The organism is Prosthecobacter debontii (assembly GCF_900167535.1).
Taxonomy (GTDB): Bacteria; Verrucomicrobiota; Verrucomicrobiia; order Verrucomicrobiales; family Verrucomicrobiaceae; genus Prosthecobacter; species Prosthecobacter debontii.
Map to the genome: position 1 here is coordinate 57273 of NZ_FUYE01000003.1, position 19300 is coordinate 76572.

Annotated in this window: 8 protein-coding genes; 5 read left to right on the top strand and 3 right to left on the bottom strand. The window is 58.3% G+C overall.

Annotation, left to right across the window (positions count from 1 at the left end; translation table 11 throughout):
* Window positions 1-3: 3 nt before the first annotated feature.
* Window positions 4-4329: an AAA domain-containing protein gene (locus B5D61_RS05030; protein ID WP_176159232.1), complete on the bottom strand. Its 4326-nt coding sequence runs from the start codon at window positions 4327-4329 to the stop codon at window positions 4-6.
* Window positions 4330-4518: 189 nt separating this feature from the next.
* Here B5D61_RS05030 and zwf point away from each other — a divergent pair, with 189 nt between their 5' ends.
* From zwf to B5D61_RS05045, 3 genes are read left to right on the top strand one after another with little or no spacing between them, the layout of a single operon-like run.
* Window positions 4519-6060 carry a glucose-6-phosphate dehydrogenase gene (zwf, locus tag B5D61_RS05035; RefSeq protein WP_078812227.1) on the top strand — a complete coding sequence of 514 codons (1542 nt, stop codon included), beginning with the start codon at window positions 4519-4521 and terminating at the stop codon, window positions 6058-6060.
* A 24-nt stretch (window positions 6061-6084) separates the two neighbouring features.
* Entirely contained in the window at window positions 6085-7143 is a 1059-nt protein-coding gene (locus tag B5D61_RS05040) for a glucose-6-phosphate dehydrogenase assembly protein OpcA (RefSeq protein ID WP_078812228.1), read from the top strand.
* A gap of 60 nt (window positions 7144-7203) precedes the next feature.
* Window positions 7204-8187, top strand: a complete 984-nt coding sequence (locus B5D61_RS05045) for a peptidylprolyl isomerase (protein ID WP_078812229.1) — start codon at window positions 7204-7206, stop codon at window positions 8185-8187.
* 168 nt (window positions 8188-8355) lie between these two features.
* Here B5D61_RS05045 and B5D61_RS05050 read toward each other — a convergent pair whose 3' ends face one another.
* A complete protein-coding gene (locus tag B5D61_RS05050; protein ID WP_078812230.1) occupies window positions 8356-13578 on the bottom strand; it encodes an MBG domain-containing protein in 5223 nt (1740 codons plus the stop codon).
* Between the two features lie 1016 nt (window positions 13579-14594).
* The gene (locus tag B5D61_RS05055; protein WP_078812231.1) at window positions 14595-17096 is read right to left on the bottom strand and encodes a CehA/McbA family metallohydrolase; all 2502 of its coding nucleotides are present in this window, start codon (window positions 17094-17096) and stop codon (window positions 14595-14597) included.
* Between the two features lie 137 nt (window positions 17097-17233).
* Between B5D61_RS05055 and B5D61_RS05060 the strand changes: the two genes are divergently transcribed.
* Together B5D61_RS05060 and B5D61_RS05065 are read left to right on the top strand one after the other, a co-directional pair.
* Window positions 17234-17851 (top strand): YdeI/OmpD-associated family protein, encoded by a 618-nt coding sequence (locus B5D61_RS05060; protein WP_078812232.1) that lies wholly within the window; start codon window positions 17234-17236, stop codon window positions 17849-17851.
* 23 nt (window positions 17852-17874) lie between these two features.
* A complete protein-coding gene (locus B5D61_RS05065) occupies window positions 17875-19215 on the top strand; it encodes a POT family MFS transporter (RefSeq protein ID WP_078812560.1) in 1341 nt (446 codons plus the stop codon).
* Window positions 19216-19300: the final 85 nt, after the last annotated feature.

Here is a 19300-nt window from a genome sequence, read left to right on the forward strand (position 1 = left end):
CTCTCACTCCACCATAGAAGCAATCTGTTTGTCGGAAGGCGGGGCGGAGAGGCGATCATGCCCAGCTTTCACCTGCTGCAGCATCTCTTCAAATCGGCGAAACAAAACGGGCGACCAAAGACGCTGGATCTCCCAGCCTTGAGTGCGCAGAACTCGGGTGCGGAAGATATCCCACTCGATCGGGTCAGGGGTCTTGTGAAAACGACTGAAGTCGGTGAGCACACCCACCGTCACATCCGCAGGCATCAGCGGATGAATGCAGGCCACGTCCACGCAAAAACCCTCATTGCCCCAATGGATGTGTATGCCCGTCTCATGACGATCCAGCATCGCTTGCCCCAGAGCTGTGGCCAGCCGTGAGGGAGTCGCAGTTTCCCACGCCTTCAACTCAGGCTTCGCATCCCTGCGCATTTTCTCCAAGTCCTCTTGATAACTCGCAAAGACCTCGGCCAGACGTTCCGCATAACGCAGGTAGGCATAGAGCTGCAATCGTCCATTCGGGATCTGGCCGGGAGGCACCGCTTCCACGGCGGTGTATTCAGCAGTGGGAATGGAAGTGAGAACATGCACCGCATCACGCGCACGGGTCACCAGCACATTGAGACGACGTCCTCCTTCCCGTTGCGATAGGGCTCCAAAGTTACGTCGGAACTTGCCCTGGGTGTCGGGACCGAATGTGGTGCTGATGATCATCACATCGCGTTCATCCCCTTGCACATTTTCGAGGTTTTTGACAAAGAGCCCCTCGAAGGAATCCCGGCCTTTGCGGGTCTTGGCCGCTTCATACTTGCGGGCAAATTCAGCGTCACTTTCCACCCGCTTGGCGAGCGCTTCATGAATCGCCTCTTTTTGTGTGAGATTAAAACACGCCACACCAATGGAAGGTGGATTCGGCTCAGCCAGAAGTTCGGCGATGAGATTCACCGCAGCCTCGGCTTCCTGCACATTGGCCCTCTCGGCATACACGCCATTGACACGATGCAGACGGATCGGTGTGCTCAGGGCCTTATTGCGTGGATGACCGGGAATAGGCTGCAGGCGTGAGCCGTAATATTGCTCATTGGAGAAGCCGATCAGCGCCTCATTCCGACTGCGATAGTGGACATCCAAATAGGCCTCACGAACATCCAGATTGAGGGCTGCCGTCAGTAAGTCTTCAGCCTCTTGCTGTTGCTGATAAAACAATTCCTCCGCTGTTTCCGCATCACTATCACCAGAGTCCGCCAAGGCCGACTCAAAGAAACGCGTGGGGGGTAACTGTTTCTGGTCACCTGCAATCACGACACGATGTCCACGGAGCAAAACGGGTAGAGCCTCTTCCAAACGACACTGGGAAGCCTCGTCAAAAATGACCACATCGAAAATGGCATTGCGCGGAAAAATCTGAGCGACCGTGGAAGGACTGGCCATCCAGACGGGGCAGAGATCAAAGAGTGGATCTCCTCCTTCCACTTCGGCCCCCGTCGCCAGCATCTGGCGTAGCTTCAGCGCCTTCTTGCCACGCACATAAAGACGTTGCCTCAGACCTACCCCGAGCTTGTTGAGTTGAGAGCCTGTACTCGCCAACAAACGACCACGCTGATGAGTCACCCAAAGAAAGCGAACATAGTTCCGCACATGCACCACCTTGTCCTGAGATAGTCGCAGAAAAGCATCGAAGGCCGCCTCAATCCTCTCCCCATCAATCGCCGCCAAGGCTGGATCATGATGCAAGCGATCCCGCAACAGGTTCTCGACCGCCTGGTGTATGAACGCGGCCTGAATGTCCTCCGCTGGCACGGCCTCCCGAAGCATCTGCTTGGCAGGTTCTTGCATGAGCGTCGGGAGCTGCTCCAACGCATGCTGGAGACGCACGATGTCTTCCAACGAGGTGAGATGAACAAGCCAAGCATGAGTGATCTGCTGCGCTGGCTCTTCCCCCAACCAACGTTCGATAAAACCGTTCTCCACCCCTGCGAGAAACAAACCACTTTGTCTCACCAGTTGACTGAGATGATGCAAAGCCTGCGCCCACCGCACTTCTTGGGTTAAACCATCGGCCAGCCTATAGACGGCCGTTGGATCATCCAGATGAGCTTGCAGCACATCTGCCGCTCCGAGGGTTTGGAAGAGATCCAGAAGTTCCCAGGTGTTTTGGATCAACTTTACCCGTGTTTGCATCTCGCCATCATCCAGCCAGGCAACCTCAGCAGCCGTCACTCGACCTAACCAATCGTTAACCAGAAGACGACTTTTCACCTCTCGATAAAAGGCCAGCCCTTGCTGCCAACCTGCATCGAGGCTCAGCCCCAAAGGGACCAAAGCTGCAGTAGCGGCTTTCTTCGCTGATCCAGCAAAGAGCTTCTTGAAAAAGCTCCCCGCAATCGGTTCCCACGCCTGTAGAGCTGCGAGGTGTTGATTGGCCGCCGCCAAGGTCAACACACCCGCGCTGCGGGCCCCGCTAAGCATCGCCCGATCCAACGGTGTTTCCGACTGTTGAAGCCAAGCCTGCACCTCAGGAAGCTCACGCTTCCATTCCTGACGTTTGGGCGCAGCCACTCGCGCTATAATCCCTGCAAGTGTGAGGTCGGCGCTAACGGCGATTTCCCGGAGCAGCGCCACCGCCGATTCACGCACCGCCGCCTGATTCACCAAGGGTTTGGCCGTATCCAAGGGAATGATAAGCACATTCGGACGATCTGCATCCGCCTGTTTCGCCGCTGCATCCAGAGTCTCAAACACCGCATGTGTATCGCGAGTCGAACGCGTTAAAAAATCGGCCAGACCGATCCCTAACAAATCTCGAAAAGGATTGGTGGGATAACCAGCCTTCTCAGCGCGGCGCACCATCTCATCCACAGTCGTCGCAGCCGCCTCGACCTCGGCGAGTTGCAAGCCGGGAATCTTATCGAACACAGGCGCATCGGCTTTCGCTGCATGACTCAACCATTGACCTAACAAATCATGAAAACTCCGCTCCGCTGGATTGCTGTTCGCGTGAATCTTTTGGCGATAACTCTCGAGTTCCAGATGCAGGGCTGCCAGTTGGTCATTCACCGACTGCAACTGACCTCGTGGATCCTGCGGAACCGGTGTGTCAGCGAGGTTTTCCAACTGCTCCCGTAGGCCCATGTAGAAGTCTTTGCGATCCGCACTGGGATCATGCACCACCCCACAGAGATCCCCCAGCCCAGTCGCATCCAGGCGATACTTCACCACATCAAGAGCCGTGCGTTTATCGCAGACGAACAAGACACGCTCGCCACGTGCGAGGTGATCCGCGATCATGTTGGTGATCGTCTGGCTTTTCCCCGTCCCAGGTGGACCGTGAACGACCAGCGCCTTCGCCTCGCGTGAGGCTAGAACCGCATTGGCTTGGCAAGGGTCAGCCGCAGAAACCAGCCATTCTTGAGCAAAATCGCGTCCTTGAACCGTCACCGACTCATCCGCGCTCTCGGTTTCTGGAGCTTCATCGTGCAAAGCCTGCGGATGGAGAAAGGCTGAGACGGGTTCCTGGAGTGTCGGCTGATTTTCCAGCATCCAGCGGGTATCCCTCAGCAGGGATTGATTGGACAACGGGAACAGACCCAACACGGCCGAGGGTAGGACCGACACAGATTTCGGCAGCTTATCGGCCATGGGCACGGCCTCCAGCACGGTTTCGTGATGAAAGGCAGGTGGCGGCACCAGATCGAGCAACGCATTGATCTGCCCTAAAAGCTCCTCCACCTCTCGCCAGGGATCACTGGCCTCCTCATCCAGGTAGATTTCACCGAATGACTTCCCCGTCTGCCGCTCAAGCCAAGCGAGAAGGGCCGGATTCGCCACGAGGAGGTCGGCGCCTTCGCCCACACATTCCAGGGTCACACCTGCACGAGAGCCGGTGCGCACCTGGAGCTGGATCGGCATCAGGAGCAGCGGCGCCAGCACTCGACTGGAGGAACCGCGCAAGGATTTTTCATCTGCGGCTGGGGGCATCGAGATGAGAGGGAACCCTAGAGCTAGGCAAGATTCTCCATGATCATTCATGTATTCCAAGGCGTCGTCCGCGATGTCGCGCAGCTTTTTCAGCAGCTTGGTCTGCTTTTGATAGGCATCCCGGGCCTGTTTTTGGTCGTCGGACCACTCCGCTTCAGGAAAAGACGGTGCCGTGAATACCGGAACCTTGACGGGAAACTCGATTTTCCGCTTATCCAACAGGGTTTTCAGGGCACTGGCGGGCTCCAATCCCTGCAAAAGGCTGAAATCCATCCAATCACAGCGCTGCCGGGAGCGGTGTGGACGGGCATTCATGGAGGGACCGTGGACCAGACTGGCAAACAGCCTCTGAAGCATTGTTTCGAGAATCATGGCAGCAGCTTCGGGAAAATTCCTTTGGGACATACCTTCTCTAGCCCAAATCACAACGCCGGTTTTGCCTTACTGAAAACTGGCCTCATCCTTTCCATGAAGCCTTTTCATCCATGTTCTGGCCTAGAGCCTGCATCACCAGTTGCCAGCCGGAGGGCACGCGCTAATCTCCCATCCCCCTTCCCCATCATGCCTGAACTGGAAAATCCCTTTCAAGAAACGCTCCTTCAGCGCCACCGCGCAGAACCATGCACCGTGGTGATCTTTGGCGCGACCGGCGACCTAACGAACCGCAAACTGATCCCGGCACTCTACAATGTGGCCGTGGAAGGTGATCTGCCGCCCCAGTTCAAGGTGGTAGGTTTTGCCCGCCGTGATAAGTCGGATGATGTCTTCCGCAAGGAGCTGGAGGAAGGCAACCGCAAGAACAGCCGCCAAGGCCATAATGACGAGCTTTGGGCCAGCTTTTCCCAGAGCATCCATTACCACCGCAGCGAGTTTGAAGATCTGGACGGTTACAAGGCCCTGGCTGATCTCCTAAACAAATTCGACGAAGAACGTGGCGCCCCTGCCAATCGCCTTTTCTACCTCGCCTCGGCTCCTGAGGCCTTTAAACCGATCCTAGAAATGCTGCGCGCCGCAGGTCTGAACCAAGGCGTTGGCGGTAAATGGGCTCGTGTGGTCTGTGAGAAGCCTTTTGGGAAGGACCTGAAGAGCGCCCGCGCCCTGAACGAGACCGTGGCAGCCACCTTCGAGGAAAAAGACACCTATCGTATCGACCACTACCTGGGCAAGGAAACCGCCCAGAACATCATGGTGCTGCGCTTTGCCAATGCCCTGTTCGAGCCCAATTGGAACAGCCGTTACATCGATCACGTGCAGATCACCTGCGCCGAAAATCTGGGCATGGAAGGCGGCCGGGGTGGTTACTACGACACCGCCGGTGCCCTGCGTGACATGGTGCAAAACCACCTCTTCCAGCTCCTGTCCCTGGTGGCCATGGAGCCTCCGACCGACCTCAGCGCGGATAGCGTGCGTGATGAAAAGGTGAAGGTCATTCGTGCCCTACGCCCGCTTGTCGGTCCAGAAGCCGTCGGTGCTAATATCATCCGCGCTCAATACACCGCTGGCAGCGTGGATGGCGTGCCGAGGGTGGGTTACCGCCAGGAAGATCGCGTGAATCCGGAATCTCAGACGGAAGCTTACGTGGCCCTGCGCCTCTTCATTGATACCTGGCGCTGGCAAGGCGTACCGTTCTACATCCGCGTCGGCAAGCAGCTTCCGAAAAAGGCCACCGAGATCAGCGTGCATTTTAAGCGCCCGCCGCAGGTGCCCTTCGCCACCGCTCGCCTCCCCGGCAGCAGTGAAAACACCCTGGTCATCCGCATCCAACCGGATGAAGGCATCGCCCTGCGCATCCTCGCCAAACAGCCTGGGCAGGCCCTGTCCATGCAGCAGGTGAAGATGGATTTCCGCTACAGCAGCAGCTTTGGCAAAGCCAGTCCTGAGGCCTACGAGCGCCTGCTCCTGGATGCCATGGCCGGTGACGCCACCCTCTTTGCCCGCCGCGACGAAGTGGAAAGCGCCTGGAAGTTCATTGATGAACTGGAGAACGCTTGGCACAAGTCCGATACACCACCACCGATGTGCGAATACCCTGCCGGCTCCTGGGGGCCGAAGGAAGCCGACGACCTCCTCCGCCAGGATGGCCGCGAGTGGCGGACGCTGTGAGGTAAGGCCCAACCAGTAAAGACCATGCCTCTCTCCGAAGACACCCTTTCCTGCCTTGGCGCTGAAGTTCCACTGCCAAAGATCGACCGCGCTCTCAAAGAATTGTGGGCTACCGATGGAGCGAACAAAACCCGCGCCTCGTTGATCAACTTCGCCATTTACAGCGAAGACCCTGAGAGCATTGTCAAAAACAATGAGCAGATGGGTCGGATCGCGGACGACAATGCCTGCCGGGCTCTATTGATCACTTGCCTGCCTGACATCCAGCCCCAGCGAGCTCGTGCCTGGATCAATGCCCTCTGCCGCCCGTATCAGGGGAAGCAGATCGTCTGCAGCGAGCAGTTGTCCTTCGTTCTGGAAGGTGGCGATGCGACTCAGGTTCAAAATGTGGTTTTTGCCCACCTCGATTCCGACCTGCCTTTGATCGTGTGGTGGCAGGGAGATCTGACCAAACGCTTTGAAGAGCGTTTTTACAGTCGGATTGACACCCTCATCATCGACAGCCGACGCTGGTCGGATCCCGCTGCCGAGTTTGCTTGGCTGAATGAGGCCAAAGCATCCGCTCATTTCGATGTGCGTGACTTGAGCTGGACTCGCAGCCACTTCCTGCGCACCGCCCTGGCGAACAGCTTCCAGGACATCAAAGCCCGCGAGCATCTGAATAACATCGAGACTATCGAGGTGACTCATGCCCCAGGTCAGCGTTGTGCCGCCCTGCTCTTGGGAGGCTGGATCTGTCTCCGCCTCGGAGCGAGTCTGGAGGCAAACGCCCGTGGACTCACCTTCATCAAGGCCAATGGCAGCCGCGTCACCCTCAGCCTTCAGGAGAGCAGCGCAGGCTGTGCCCTCCAGGCCCTACGCCTGACGGCCCCGTGTCTGGAAGTCTCCATCACACGCGATGGCTCCTCCGCCTTCGTCCATACCCACGCCTCTTGTGAGGGACATAGCCACGAGGAAATGCTCCCTGCTGACGTGGTCAGTGATGCCGAGCTCATATCCTCCCAGCTCAGCCGGGCAGGGGGCAGCACCCACTACAAGAACGTTTTGCCGCTGATCGGCCCCATGCTGGCTCGTATTAGTTAAGTCTTGTTTTGCTCTTGCCTCCTGGGCTGGCGGGGTTATGCGTGAAGCTCCGCTCACGCCATGTCCGTTTCTCTGCGTCATTTCATCTGCTCAGCGGGTCTGCTTTGCCTGGCAGCTCCGGTCTTCTCCCAATCTTCCAGCAACGGTATTGCCGCTGTGGTGAATGGAAACGTCGTCACCAAATCGGAGGTGCGGGACGCGGTGAATGCCCAGGAGCAAATGCTGCGGATCCAGCTCCAGAATGATCCTGCGGCCCTCAAGCGGGAACTTTCCAACCTGCGCGCCAATGCCTTGGACAGCCTGATTGATCGCGAGTTGGTGCTGGCCGAATTCAAACGTCTCGGCGCAGCCATCAAAAGCCAGTGGGTGGATGACGACATCAACTCCATCGTGCGCGAGAATTTCAAAGGCGACCGCGAGGCTTTTGTCAAAGAACTGGCCAACTCGGGCATGACGCTGAAAAAATTCCGCGAGATGCGCGAGAAGATGATGATCGTGCAGGCGATGCGCGGCAGACAGGCCGCCGAGCAGCCACCGGCCACGCCCCGTGAAGTGGAGGAGTTTTACAAAAAGCACGTCGCCAAATGGCGCACCGGGGACATGATCAAAATCAGCACCATCACCATCCCCAAATACAGCGGTGATGCGAGTGCCTCCCCCGAAAGTCAGCGCAAGCTGGCCCAAGAGATCCGCAGCAAGCTGCTCAAAGGCGCAGACTTTGCCACCACCGCCCGCACCTACTCCCTAGACAGCCACGCGGAAGACGGCGGTGCCTGGGACTGGATGGGCCGTGAGCAAATGAAGCCTTCCATCGCCAACGTCGCTTTCAATTTGAAAACCGGTGGCCTGAGCGAAGTCATCGATGACGAGGCCGCTTACATCATCCTGACCTGCGACGCCGTCAAATACGGCACCCCCAAGCCCATGGGTGAAGTCCGCGAAGAAATCGAGCGCGTCATCTCCGCCGAGAAGTCCAAGGCGATCGTGGACAAATGGATGGACACCCTACGCAAGCGCGCCGTGATCAAGAAGTTCGGTTGGTAAGATCTGCTTTCCATTCCATCGCGCGACGTCTTTCCCTAAGCTGGAGTTGCTTGCCCTTGACCCGCAGTGAGCGTTCACGCGGGAGGTCGGCCTCCCGTTTACGCGGTGTCGCCGTCGAATACCCCTCTGCCAGAGCATGAGGATTTCACGCGACTCGTTCCAACTAGGTCACGGGCGAGTGAACATCACTTCGCCCGAGAGCCTTTCGTTGCTTGCGGCATCTGGCAGGGCGGGCAGCAGGTAGTGACCTTCACCGATCAAGGCATCGGCTTCCTCAGCAGGCTGGCGTAGTACGCCACTGAAGGTCACCACACGCGGCTTTGCTCCGGTGTCAGCCAGCTCAAAGCTGCCACTGAACAGGCCCGTCGCTGGCACCACCTTGGTTTTCCACTTGGTGGTGTTGGCCTCCGGTAGCTGCACACTGACCTCGTTCTTCAGGCTCAGGGCCACCTGTGTCGGCAGGTTGCTGTTCAGCGTGCTGCCCGTGTCACTATGCTGCACCCCAAGGGTGCTTTCGGTTAGACCAAGCCGTGTCGCCAGAGTGATGACTGGGGTCGATCCCTTGGCGGCCACGGGTGGGAGCCAGGGGTCGAGCATCATCACCGTCGTCACGGGTCCGATACCCGCGCGATACGTGGTGTCCGCAGCGAGGCCCGTTTTGCTCCAGCTCAAACCAGCCTCTTCGACATAACGGCGATTCGTCTGTGTGGGGTGCGGCAGAAGGGTGAAGGCACCGCCGAGATAGGACTCTGTGCGTTTCTTATAAGGTTGCACAAAGAGGCGATAACCAGGATCAGGATCCACATCCGGGGCCAGGGTGGTGGTGAAGGCCGTGCCATCCGCCAGTCTGCCTGTCAGCGTCATGACACCTGTCTTGCTGAGGGTCGCTGTCGCCCAGCCAGCCCCTGCGGGAACGTCTTCTGCCGCAGGCAACGCGGTCTCCAGCACGACCGTGTGAGCCCCGCTGTAGAGAACCGTGCTGCCTTTGGCCAAAGCCAGCAGCTTGCGGCCCGTCTCCGCACTTCCCAGGGGCTCGTCATCACGCTCAACCGTCGCGAGGACATCTCCCTGCATGGGGAGTGTGAAGCTGATCTCATAGGCTCCGGCTCCCTTCGTCACAGTTGCAGTTCCAGTGGCCAGTTCGTCGTCCACGTCGGTGGTTAGCTCGCCCTTCAGCGACAGAGCCGCCGTCTCCGTAACGGTCATGAGCTTACCGGAGAACGACTGCCCCGTGAGTGGCACCGTCAGCATCAGTTTCCCCACGGGGAGATCGTCAGCATCCACCAACAGCGCTTCATAACTGCCGGCAAAACTTTCCACCACCAGCGTGCCTTGCTGATAAACAAACAGGTAGTTAGCCGCCGCACCACCGCTGGCGGTGATCGGGTAGAGACCGCCGCCACTGGTCGTCTTGGCCGTCGTTTTCAGCACGGGTGTCTTGGTGAAGACCGCCTCTGTGTCTGATCCCAGGAAGCCGCTGTAAACAACCGTCAGCTCAGGATTGTCCTCCCCGGCGAACTTGCGCTTATGGTCAGGGGTGACATAGAGCGGCGCCTTGGTGATGATGAGCGTTCCGGTCTTGCTGCCAGAATTGTCCGTGGCGATGACGCTGTATTTGCCTACCTCCGTGGGAGGCGTGCTGCCGAAGCTGGTGCCGAGCTTGTATTCAATCGTCACGTCCCCACTGCCACCAATCGTGGTGATGGCGCGCGGCGTGCCCGTGTAGGTCTGGGCGAGATCCAGCAGAGTCAGCTTGGTCGGGGTCTCTTTCACCGTGATCGTTTTCATCACGGTCTTGGCCGCAGCATAGGTCCCGTCACCCGTCTGCACAGCCTGCACCTGCACCTTACCAATGGCCGTGAAGCTCAGGACGTTCCCAGCGAGACTCGCCCCTACCGAGGTGGTCCCAGCAGGTACCACGCTCAGTGTCACGGGCAGGCCCGAGCTAGCAGTCGCACTCAGATTCAGGGACCCCTGATCGAGGTAAACCGTCGTCGCTGGGGTAAAGGTGATCGTTTGGGCCAGAGGCTTGCTCAGTCCACCGAAGCCACGGATGGCAAAGCTGTAACTGCCATTCACACCATCATCGCTGGTCACCGTCACCGTAGCCGTGCGTTCGCCCGGCAGGCGTGGATCGAAGGTAACGGCGAAGGTGGTCTGTTCACTCGCAGCCACCGCAGCCGCGGGAAGCGTTGTTAATTCAAAATCCTCCGCTCCAGGGCCGCTGGTCACGACGGCTGGATTGTCGAGATGCAGCGTCGTATCACCGTCATTACGAATCGTGAAGACGTGAGTCACTGACGAGTTGATGAGCGCCACGGTTCCAAAGTCGGTCGCATCTGCCACATCAGGCATCGTGTCGCCGTTGGTGATGAGTTGATGACTGCCCGTGATTGCGATCACCCGCTCGCCCACATCAAGAATGGTGACGGTTAGGACCTGCTCAAAGACACCTCCCTCGCCGTCATCGGCACGCACACGAAGGCTGTAGCTGCTCTTGGTCTCATAATCGGCAACCACGGAGATTTTTAAATCTGTGCCGACGATGCTGAAGTCATCATTGTCTGTGTCCCCGATGCCTTCAACGAGGCTAAAGGTGTGTCCCTGTTCTGAATCAGGGTCAGTCGCGCTGAGCGTGCCCACCGTGGCATTCGCCGGGTTGTTTTCAGACAGAGAGTTATTGCTCAATTCCAAGGCCGTTGGGGCTAAACTGACGACATTAGCCACCTGCACCGCGGCACCGCTGCTCTCGCCGTTGGTGGTGACGACGGCATAGAGAGGGCCAGGAGTCAGGTCAGCGAGGCTTGTTACGGTTAAAGACATGGCCGTCGCGGCGGTTACGGTGCCGGTGCCAGCGGGAGTGAAGGTGACGGTGTTATTGCTAGGGGTGGCGGCGTCGAAGTCGATGCCGGTTAAGATCAGGCTGGTGGCGTTGCTCGCTAGATTCGCTGTATTTAGCGTCACTCTCGGGGTGGGTGCCAGACCGTCCGCTTGGGAGCCTAAGCGAACCTTGCCGGAGCCTTCACCTAGAAACCGACTAAAGAAGGTGTTGTTGACATTATCCACAACCACATCAGCCAAAGACGCGTCACGAGTCAATCCAACAAGACTATTGCTGCTGTTCACCACGCCACTCACTCCAGTCGTGCCACTACCCCAGGTTACCGCTCCGGAATAAACGAAGTCTCCGTTTTTCCAATATAGGGTACTTGCCACGTAGTTACCGTTGCTTAGCGCCGTCACGACCCCACTGCCCACGAAATCATAGTATTGGCTGCCCACGAGGCTGTTACTGGCACTCACAACGCCGGTCACGCCACTACTTCCGTTGACCCAGGTCACCGCTCCGGCGTTGGTGACGTCACCGTTGCCCCAGTTTGGGCTGCGCACCACATAGTTGCCATTGCTCAAGGCTGTCACGCCCTCGCTACCTACATAGTCATTGGCCTTGCTGCCCACCAGGCTGTTGCTAGCGCTCACCACGCCACTCACGCCCGTCGTGCCACTACCCCAGGTCACCGCTCCCACATTTGAGACGGCTCCATTGTCCCAGTATGGGCTGCACACCACGTAGTTGCCATCGCTCAGCTCAGTCACGTCCCCACTGCCCACTCCGCTATTGGCCGCGCCCCCCACAAGGCTGTTGCTGCTGCTCACCACGCCGGTCACGCCACTACTTCCGTTGACCCAGGTCACCGCTCCGGTGCTGGTGAAGGCACCATTGCTCCAGTGTGGGCTGCGCACCACATAGTTGCCATTGCTCAGCGCCGTCACGCCACCGCTACCTACAAGGTCGTTGTTCTTACTTCCCACGAGGCTGTTGCTAGCGCTCACCCCACCACTCACTCCAGTCGTGCCGTTACCCCAGGTCACCGCTCCGACGCCGGATGTGACTCCGTTGTGCCAGGATGCGCTGCTCACCACGTAGTTACCATTGCTCAACGCCACCACCCCCCCCTGGCCCACTCTGTCGTTGGCCTTTATTCCCACGAGGCTGTTGCTGTTGTTCACCACGCCACTCACTCCAGTCGTGCCACTGCCCCAGGTCACCGCTCCCACATTTGAGACGGCTCCATTGTCCCAGTCTCGGCTGCTCACCACGTAGTTGCCATTGCTCAGCGCTACCACCCCCTCCTGGCCCACTCTGTCGTTGGCCTTGCTGCCCACGAGGCTGTTGCTAGCGCTCACCACACCACTGACGCCCGCCGTGCCGTTACCCCAGGTCACCGATCCCGCATCGGCGACGGATCCGTTGTCCCAGATCGGGCTGCCCACCACATAGTTGCCATTGCTCAACGCCGTCACGCCACCGCTGCCCACTTGGTCACTGGCTCTGCTGCCCACGAGACTGTTGCTGTCACTCACCACACCACTGACGCCCGTCGTGCCGTTACCCCAGGTCACCGCTCCCGCATCGGCGACGGATCCGTTGTCCCAGATCGGGCTGCATACCACATAGTCGCCATTGCTTAGCGCCTTCACGCCGCCGTAGCCGACTTGGTCACTGCCCTTGCCACCCACGAGGCTGTTGCTAGCGCTCACCACACCACTCACGCCCGTCGCGCCGTTACCCCAGGTCACCGCTCCGACCCACAATGCGTATCCATTACCCCAGTCAGGGCTACGCACCACATAGTTGCCATTGCTCAGCGCCGTCACGCCTCTGTTACCTACGTTGTCGTTAATCCTGCTGCCTACGAGGCTGTTGCTAGCACTCACTACACCACTCACACCGCTGCTTCCACTGCCCCAGGTGACCGCTCCGACGTTGTTGACAATACCGTTAGCCCATGAAGAACTGCACACAACATAGTTACCATTGCTTAGCGCCGTCACGCCTTCGCTACCGATATAGTCGTTGGCATTTCCACCCACGAGGCTGTTGCTAGCGCTCACATCACCACTCACGCCCGTCGTGCCGCTACCCCAGGTCACCGCTCCGGCTCCGTGGTTCCAGTCGGGGCTGCACACCACGTAATTGCCATTGCTCAGCGCCGTCACTCCTCCTTCCCCCACATAACTACCCCTGATTGTCCCCCGCAGTGTGCTGATGAGCTCTCCCGTGGCTCCATTGAAAAGATAGACCGCCCCAGCATCGGTGCCGCCTGCATCATCGTAGGGAGCGGTAATGACTACATTGCCTGTGCTGAGGGGGACCACCGAATGCCCAAACTGGTTTCTGGGATTCGGATTTGGGTCCACAAATTCCGGAAATGGTGGTCGCGCATGGCTGTGACTGCTGATCATGCCCAGACAGACGATCCAGATCAGAGCCCATGGAAGGAGGCTAGGCAGAGCGAAGTAGGTGCGGCGGGTGGATGGCATAAAGGCTTGGAGGGAAAGACAGCCGAGGCTGGCGAGTGTTTGCCCGAGGCGATCAACGCTCATCATCCCGAAACTATCCTGTAACGCTAGAGAAATATACCTATCCAGTGCCGACCTATGAAAGGACGGTGTTTCTTATACAAAGGAGAGAATTTTTCGCATATCACCCTCCATCAGGCACAGATCTTCACCCTCCGACTCTTATCCTGCATCCGCCTCCCCTCGGTCACTCGTGAGAAATCGAAGTGCGGATGATCCCTGCTTTCCTCGGCCTCCAGTCGGGTGCTTCGGCTTGGAATCCGCCGCTGCGGTCGCTTCAGGCGAGTGGATTTCGGAGGGAAAGGGGTGCTGGGGCCCTCGAAAAAGCGGTTTTTTAGCCAGCCCAAGCACGCGAGTCCCTGCGATCTGTCGCAAATTGCATGGGACAGCGAGCCCATCCCCATCGCGCGACCGTTTTTTCGAGGCCCTCGGCAGCTCATCCCCATGAATGCACGGTGCATCGCACGGCCTCGGCTGCTCATCCTCATGAATGCACGGTGCATCGCATAGCCTCGGCAACTCATCCTCATGAATGCACGGTGCATCGCACGGCCTCGGCAGCCCATCCCCATGAATGCACGGTGCATTTCAGGGCCTCACTGGGCTTTCCCCTGCGTGCGACGGGTCGTATGCAGCGAGAAAGTGCGGTGCTGGGGCATGAGAGTCCTGTTCCTACCCTTTCATTTCATGGGGATATCAGACATCCGCGCGGCCTGAAGGGGCGCAGGATTCAGCCCAGGCCGCCAGGCCTGGGTTCCCCCGAGCACCGTCGCTCGACCCTCGTCGCGCTCTGAAGGTGCGCGGGAACGGACGGCACGTTTTCACCTCCCGTTCCCTCTCCCGCGACCCTTCAGGCCGCAACCCTTGAATCTCGGTCTTTCCTCCCCCCACCCAGGGCTTGCTCCGCTTCGCCCTGGCCTGAATCCTGCGGTCCTTTGGACCGCAAGCCCTTTTTTGCGGTCTCCCGCACACGGAGTGTGCGGACCACTCCGCTGAGCCATGCCGCAGTCAGGGCCTGACTGCGCTACTTGGAGGCGGCGCTGTCACTTCTTCTCCAGCAGTGCTTTGGCCTTATCGGCGGTCAGGCCCATGACGGGCAGATCAAAGCCGAGGGTGTCGCCATTCGCTTTAAAACCTCCCCCATCCACATCCACGTAGATCGGGTTGTTGTAAGCACAGGGCCTCATGGTGGCATAGCTGCTGGTGCCAAAGCAGGTCTCCATGCCCAGGGTCTCGTGCATGGCCACGACGATGAGATGTGCATCCTCTTGGAGTGGCACATGGATCGTCTGGTCAAATTTCACCACTCCGTCCTGGAACATCTGGGGATGGCTTTCGCGGGTGAAATTCAGTTTCGGGTCGGGGCGGCTATTCACCAGCACCTGCACACGATTGATGTCCAGCCAGTCGGTGCATTGCACACGGACTTTGAGATCGATGCCACCCGTGGCCCGCACGTCGTCACCTGCGATCTTGCCGTCCGGGGTGCTGACTTCGAGGAAAGGCCCGGTGGAGAGAACGATGTTTCCCGCCTTGGCCCGGGGAGCCAGTTCCGCCCAATCAATCTTGGCCGGGTCATCCGTGCTGCTCGGGAGATAAATGCGCCAGGAGCCGACGCCATTGCCATAAACTGCATGCGCATCAGCCACGCCCACCGCCACGAGGCGTTTGCCCTGATTCAAGAGCTGTCGCCAAACAAACTCACGCACCAACGAAGCCTTTGCCGCCAAAGAACCTGCCTTGCGTGTGATCTTGTAAGGTGCCTCCGCCAAGATGTCGGTGCCAGGACCATTCTGAGATTCCGTGCCATCGATCATCTCCCCGACCCCGACGAAGCCGCCATCGGCCAGCCCATCGCCATCCCGGTCCACGAACATGTTGGAGAGATCGGGATGGTTAAACTGAATCCAGCGATCCGCTCTCTCGCCCTGCCAGCGACGCAAGGTCAGGGCTGTGATGCGCGGGTCGTCATTCCAGACGGGAGCGCCGCCATCCTGGGCATACGCCACCGGCTCAAAGGGGAAGGCATTGATGTGCTGGCGGCTTCCAGTCAGTTCCACGCCTTTGACGGTTTTCACAAACGGAGTTAGACCCAATTCGCGAATCCACGGCTCCCAGTCATAAAAGCGGTTATGCTCGGTGGTCGGCGCAAACTCGATGTTCTCCACCGCCAGGTTGATCAGGCGGCCATCGGTATCACAGACGTTGTCACCGCTGGGAGTGCTATGATTGTGGAAGTCACTGCTGATCCAGCCCCGGGTATCCACCAGCCGCTTGAGCACACCTTTAAAAACGGATTCCTGGTTAGACTCAATCGTGATCTCCTGAGTCAGATGCCCGTATTCAGGACCACGAACGACGACGACTCGATATTTGCCGGGGTTGAGCTGCACGACAAAATCCCCGTTCTTGCTATGATACTGATCCACACAACCTGCCGCGCGCTCCTTGGGCCCGAGGTCTGGATTCGGGGTGCCTTCCAGTCCGGCAAAGTGAGCCTTGCAGGGGATGGGCTGCCCAGCTTCATCGGTGATTTTGAACCGGAGACGAGCCGCCGGTGGCAAGCTCAGGCTAGGAGCTTGGGTTTCACCTTCTGCGACCACCACATTCACGCTCGCATCATCGCGGCCGAGATCCGTCACCTTGAGGGCCATGGAGCGTAGGGGCAGTTTGAAGCTATAGCGCCCTTCGTCATCTGGATACCCCGGCACAGGCTCTTTTGAAAAGGGCACCCCCACGGTTACTGAGGTGACTGGAGCTTGGCCGGATTTCACCTCGCCCTTCACAAGCCCGACTTTGGTGCCTTTCGCCTCCAGCGCTTCTCCCACAGCCTGCGCGGGTGAGGTTCCCACGGCAAAGAAGCGTGTGGCCGTCACTTCCTTTCCTGGGGCAATCTCGATGTCTCCGCCCCACTTGTCCGTGCCTTTTGTCTCAAGCGCAGAAATGGCATAACCGCAACGATGCGCGGGATTGACCGCATCCACCCAAAAGATGCCCTCCACGGTCTCGCCCTTGCTGTTGAAGCGTGTCATCTCTGCCTTGGTGGAAACCTTCTGTGGTTGATCGGTTTCATTGCGCAGGGTCGTGGTGATGAACACTCCCTGGAAACCATCTTTGACGCGATATTCGTTACGCCGATAGATCCCCTCGTTGATACCCGCAGAGGTGACAGCCTCCACAGCCGCTTCACCCGCCGGGGTTCCCTCCATCATCCGCACGTAGGATACGGGGCCATAGCCCGCAGGACAGTAGGCCACGAGTTGGTCGTTCTGGGCACCACGCAGGGTCACATCATAAAGGCAACCCGGGGACATGCCTTTCTCCCCATAAAAGGTGCTCATGTTTGCACGACGATTGGGCGCATTGTGAGAAATCACCGCCTCAATCTTGTCATTCCTCAAAACGAAGTCTCCACGGATGCCATCCGCCTCCTTGCCTCCAGGCAATTCCTTTTCACGCCCGAGGGCAGCTTCGAAAACTTCAGCACTTCGTAACGAGGACGAAGCGGTGGATAACAACAACAGAGACAACGCAATCTTCTTCATGGTCGGGAGTAGGGTGGTCGTGCTTCACAGTTACGTGAAGCTTCCGACACCTTTTCCAAAAACGCTCGGTTCTCGTGCGGAAACACTGCTTCTTGACGAAAGAACTGTCACTCAGATAGGCTTGACCTCCTCGTTGCATGGACTGCCGCCCCTCACGCACTCAAGATCCCAATGAATGGATCGCCACCTGCCCGGAAGGTTCCCGAGCCGTCTGTGAAGAACTGAGAGACCTGTTCTTCCGTTGGGAGCCCGATCTCCAAGAGTCCATCAACTCCAACATGCTCTGCTTCAACCGCCACAAGCGGGTGGTCGGTCTCAGTGGCCTGAAGAGCCATGCCCAGATCACCTTTTACCGTGGCGGGGACCTGCCTGACCCTGGGCGACTTTTCAATCATGGCCTGGAGAACGCCACCATCCGCAGCATCGATCTGCCCCAAGGTCTGGAGGGCCTCAATCAGCGTGCTCTCAAAGCCCTGCTCCATGCTGCCGTCGAGCTAGACGCTCAGCCCAGTCTGCCGAAACCACCGCGCCCTCCACGCGAGGAATGGCCCATGCCGAGCGTGCTCGAAGAGGCGCTCCAAAAGAACAAAGCGGCCGCCGCTTTCTTTGAGCAACTGAAGCCCACCTACCAACGCGAATACAAGGTCTGGGTCAGCACGGCCAAACAACCCGAGACCATCGCCAAACGTCTGAACGAAACGATCCGTGCTCTCGCCGCCGGAAAGAAATGGGCTCAAAGGAAAGAAGCTTGCTAACATTGGAGAGGTTCCTTTTTCTCATGGCCTATCGCACCGCTCCCCTCGCTACCTCGATGATGCCGCCAGGCATCCCCTACATCATCAGCAATGAAGCGGCCGAGCGATTCAGTTTCTACGGCATGCGTGCCGTGCTGTATCTGTTCATGACCACCGCCTTGGTGAACCATGAGGGCGCTCCCGATCTCATGTCGGAAGCGCAAGCCAAAGAATGGACGCACGCTTTCATCGCCGGTGTGTACTTCACGCCTTTGCTCGGTGCCTTGATCGCCGATCTTTGGTTAGGCAAATATCGCACCATCATCAGCCTCTCGTTGTTTTACTGCCTGGGTCACCTCGTCCTGGCACTCGATCATACACGCACGGGTCTCATGCTCGGTCTCAGCCTCATTGCGTTGGGCGCTGGTGGCATCAAACCCTGTGTCTCAGCGCATGTGGGAGATCAGTTTGGGCAAAGCAACAGCCACCTGCTACCGCGCATCTTCAATTGGTTTTACCTCTCCATCAATCTGGGAGCCGTCGTTTCTCAACTGCTCACGCCCTGGTTGCTCGACAGCGTCGGCCCGCATTGGGCCTTTGGCGTGCCGGGCATTCTGATGTTCTTAGCCACCCTGCTCTTCTGGATGGGACGAAACCAATTTGCCCACATCCCGGCCGAACCTCGTCAGTTTCTCCATGAGCTTCTTCAACCCACGTTTCTGCGCAGCTTGGCAGGCCTCATTCCTCTTTACATCTTGATCGCAGCCTTCTGGTGCATCTTCGATCAGGCCGCCTCGGCCTGGGTGGCTCAGGCTCAACAGATGGATCGGCACGTTTTCGGATGGGAATTGAACCCCGCTCAGCTCCAGGCGGTAAATCCTTTCTTCATTCTCATCCTGATCCCGTTCTTCACGTTGACTGTTTATCCACGCATTCAACGACTGACCGCCGTCACTCCCTTGCGCCGTATCGGCATGGGATTCCTCTTCACCCTGGCGACGGTGGGCGTTTCTATTTGGATCGAAAAGCAAATCGCCGCAGGACATCAGCCCTCCATTGGCTGGCAAGTCCTGGCCTATCTTTTCATCACGAGTGCCGAGATCCTGATCTCCATCACGGCGTTGGAATTCAGCTACACGCAATCCCCACCTCGCCTGAAGTCCTTCGTGATGTCTCTGGAGTTGCTCTCCGTAGCGCTCGGCAATTTTTTCACCTCTCGCGTCAATGCCTACATTGAAAGCGCCGGAGCCGCCACCAACCTCAGCGGGGCGAACTACTATCTGTTCTTTTTCAAAGTCACCGCCGTCACAACCGTCCTGTTTTTCATCGTCGCGCGTTTTTACCGCGGGCAGACTTATTTGCAGCAGGAAAAGGCCGCTGCATAAAAAAGGGCAGGCTCGCGATCATGAGCCTGCCCTTTGTTCTGGGTCTATGGGAGGATTGGGTTGGGAGAAGCGTTCTTCGAACAAC

What these genes read in the sequence shown, in the direction of transcription:
- B5D61_RS05030 (WP_176159232.1), bottom strand. Translation starts at nt 4,329, where the DNA reads ATGATTCTCGAAACAATGCTTCAGAGGCTGTTTGCCAGTCTGGTCCAC.
- zwf (WP_078812227.1), top strand. Translation starts at nt 4,519, where the DNA reads ATGCCTGAACTGGAAAATCCCTTTCAAGAAACGCTCCTTCAGCGCCAC.
- B5D61_RS05040 (WP_078812228.1), top strand. Translation starts at nt 6,085, where the DNA reads ATGCCTCTCTCCGAAGACACCCTTTCCTGCCTTGGCGCTGAAGTTCCA.
- B5D61_RS05045 (WP_078812229.1), top strand. Translation starts at nt 7,204, where the DNA reads ATGTCCGTTTCTCTGCGTCATTTCATCTGCTCAGCGGGTCTGCTTTGC.
- B5D61_RS05050 (WP_078812230.1), bottom strand. Translation starts at nt 13,578, where the DNA reads ATGATGAGCGTTGATCGCCTCGGGCAAACACTCGCCAGCCTCGGCTGT.
- B5D61_RS05055 (WP_078812231.1), bottom strand. Translation starts at nt 17,096, where the DNA reads ATGAAGAAGATTGCGTTGTCTCTGTTGTTGTTATCCACCGCTTCGTCC.
- B5D61_RS05060 (WP_078812232.1), top strand. Translation starts at nt 17,234, where the DNA reads ATGGACTGCCGCCCCTCACGCACTCAAGATCCCAATGAATGGATCGCC.
- B5D61_RS05065 (WP_078812560.1), top strand. Translation starts at nt 17,875, where the DNA reads ATGGCCTATCGCACCGCTCCCCTCGCTACCTCGATGATGCCGCCAGGC.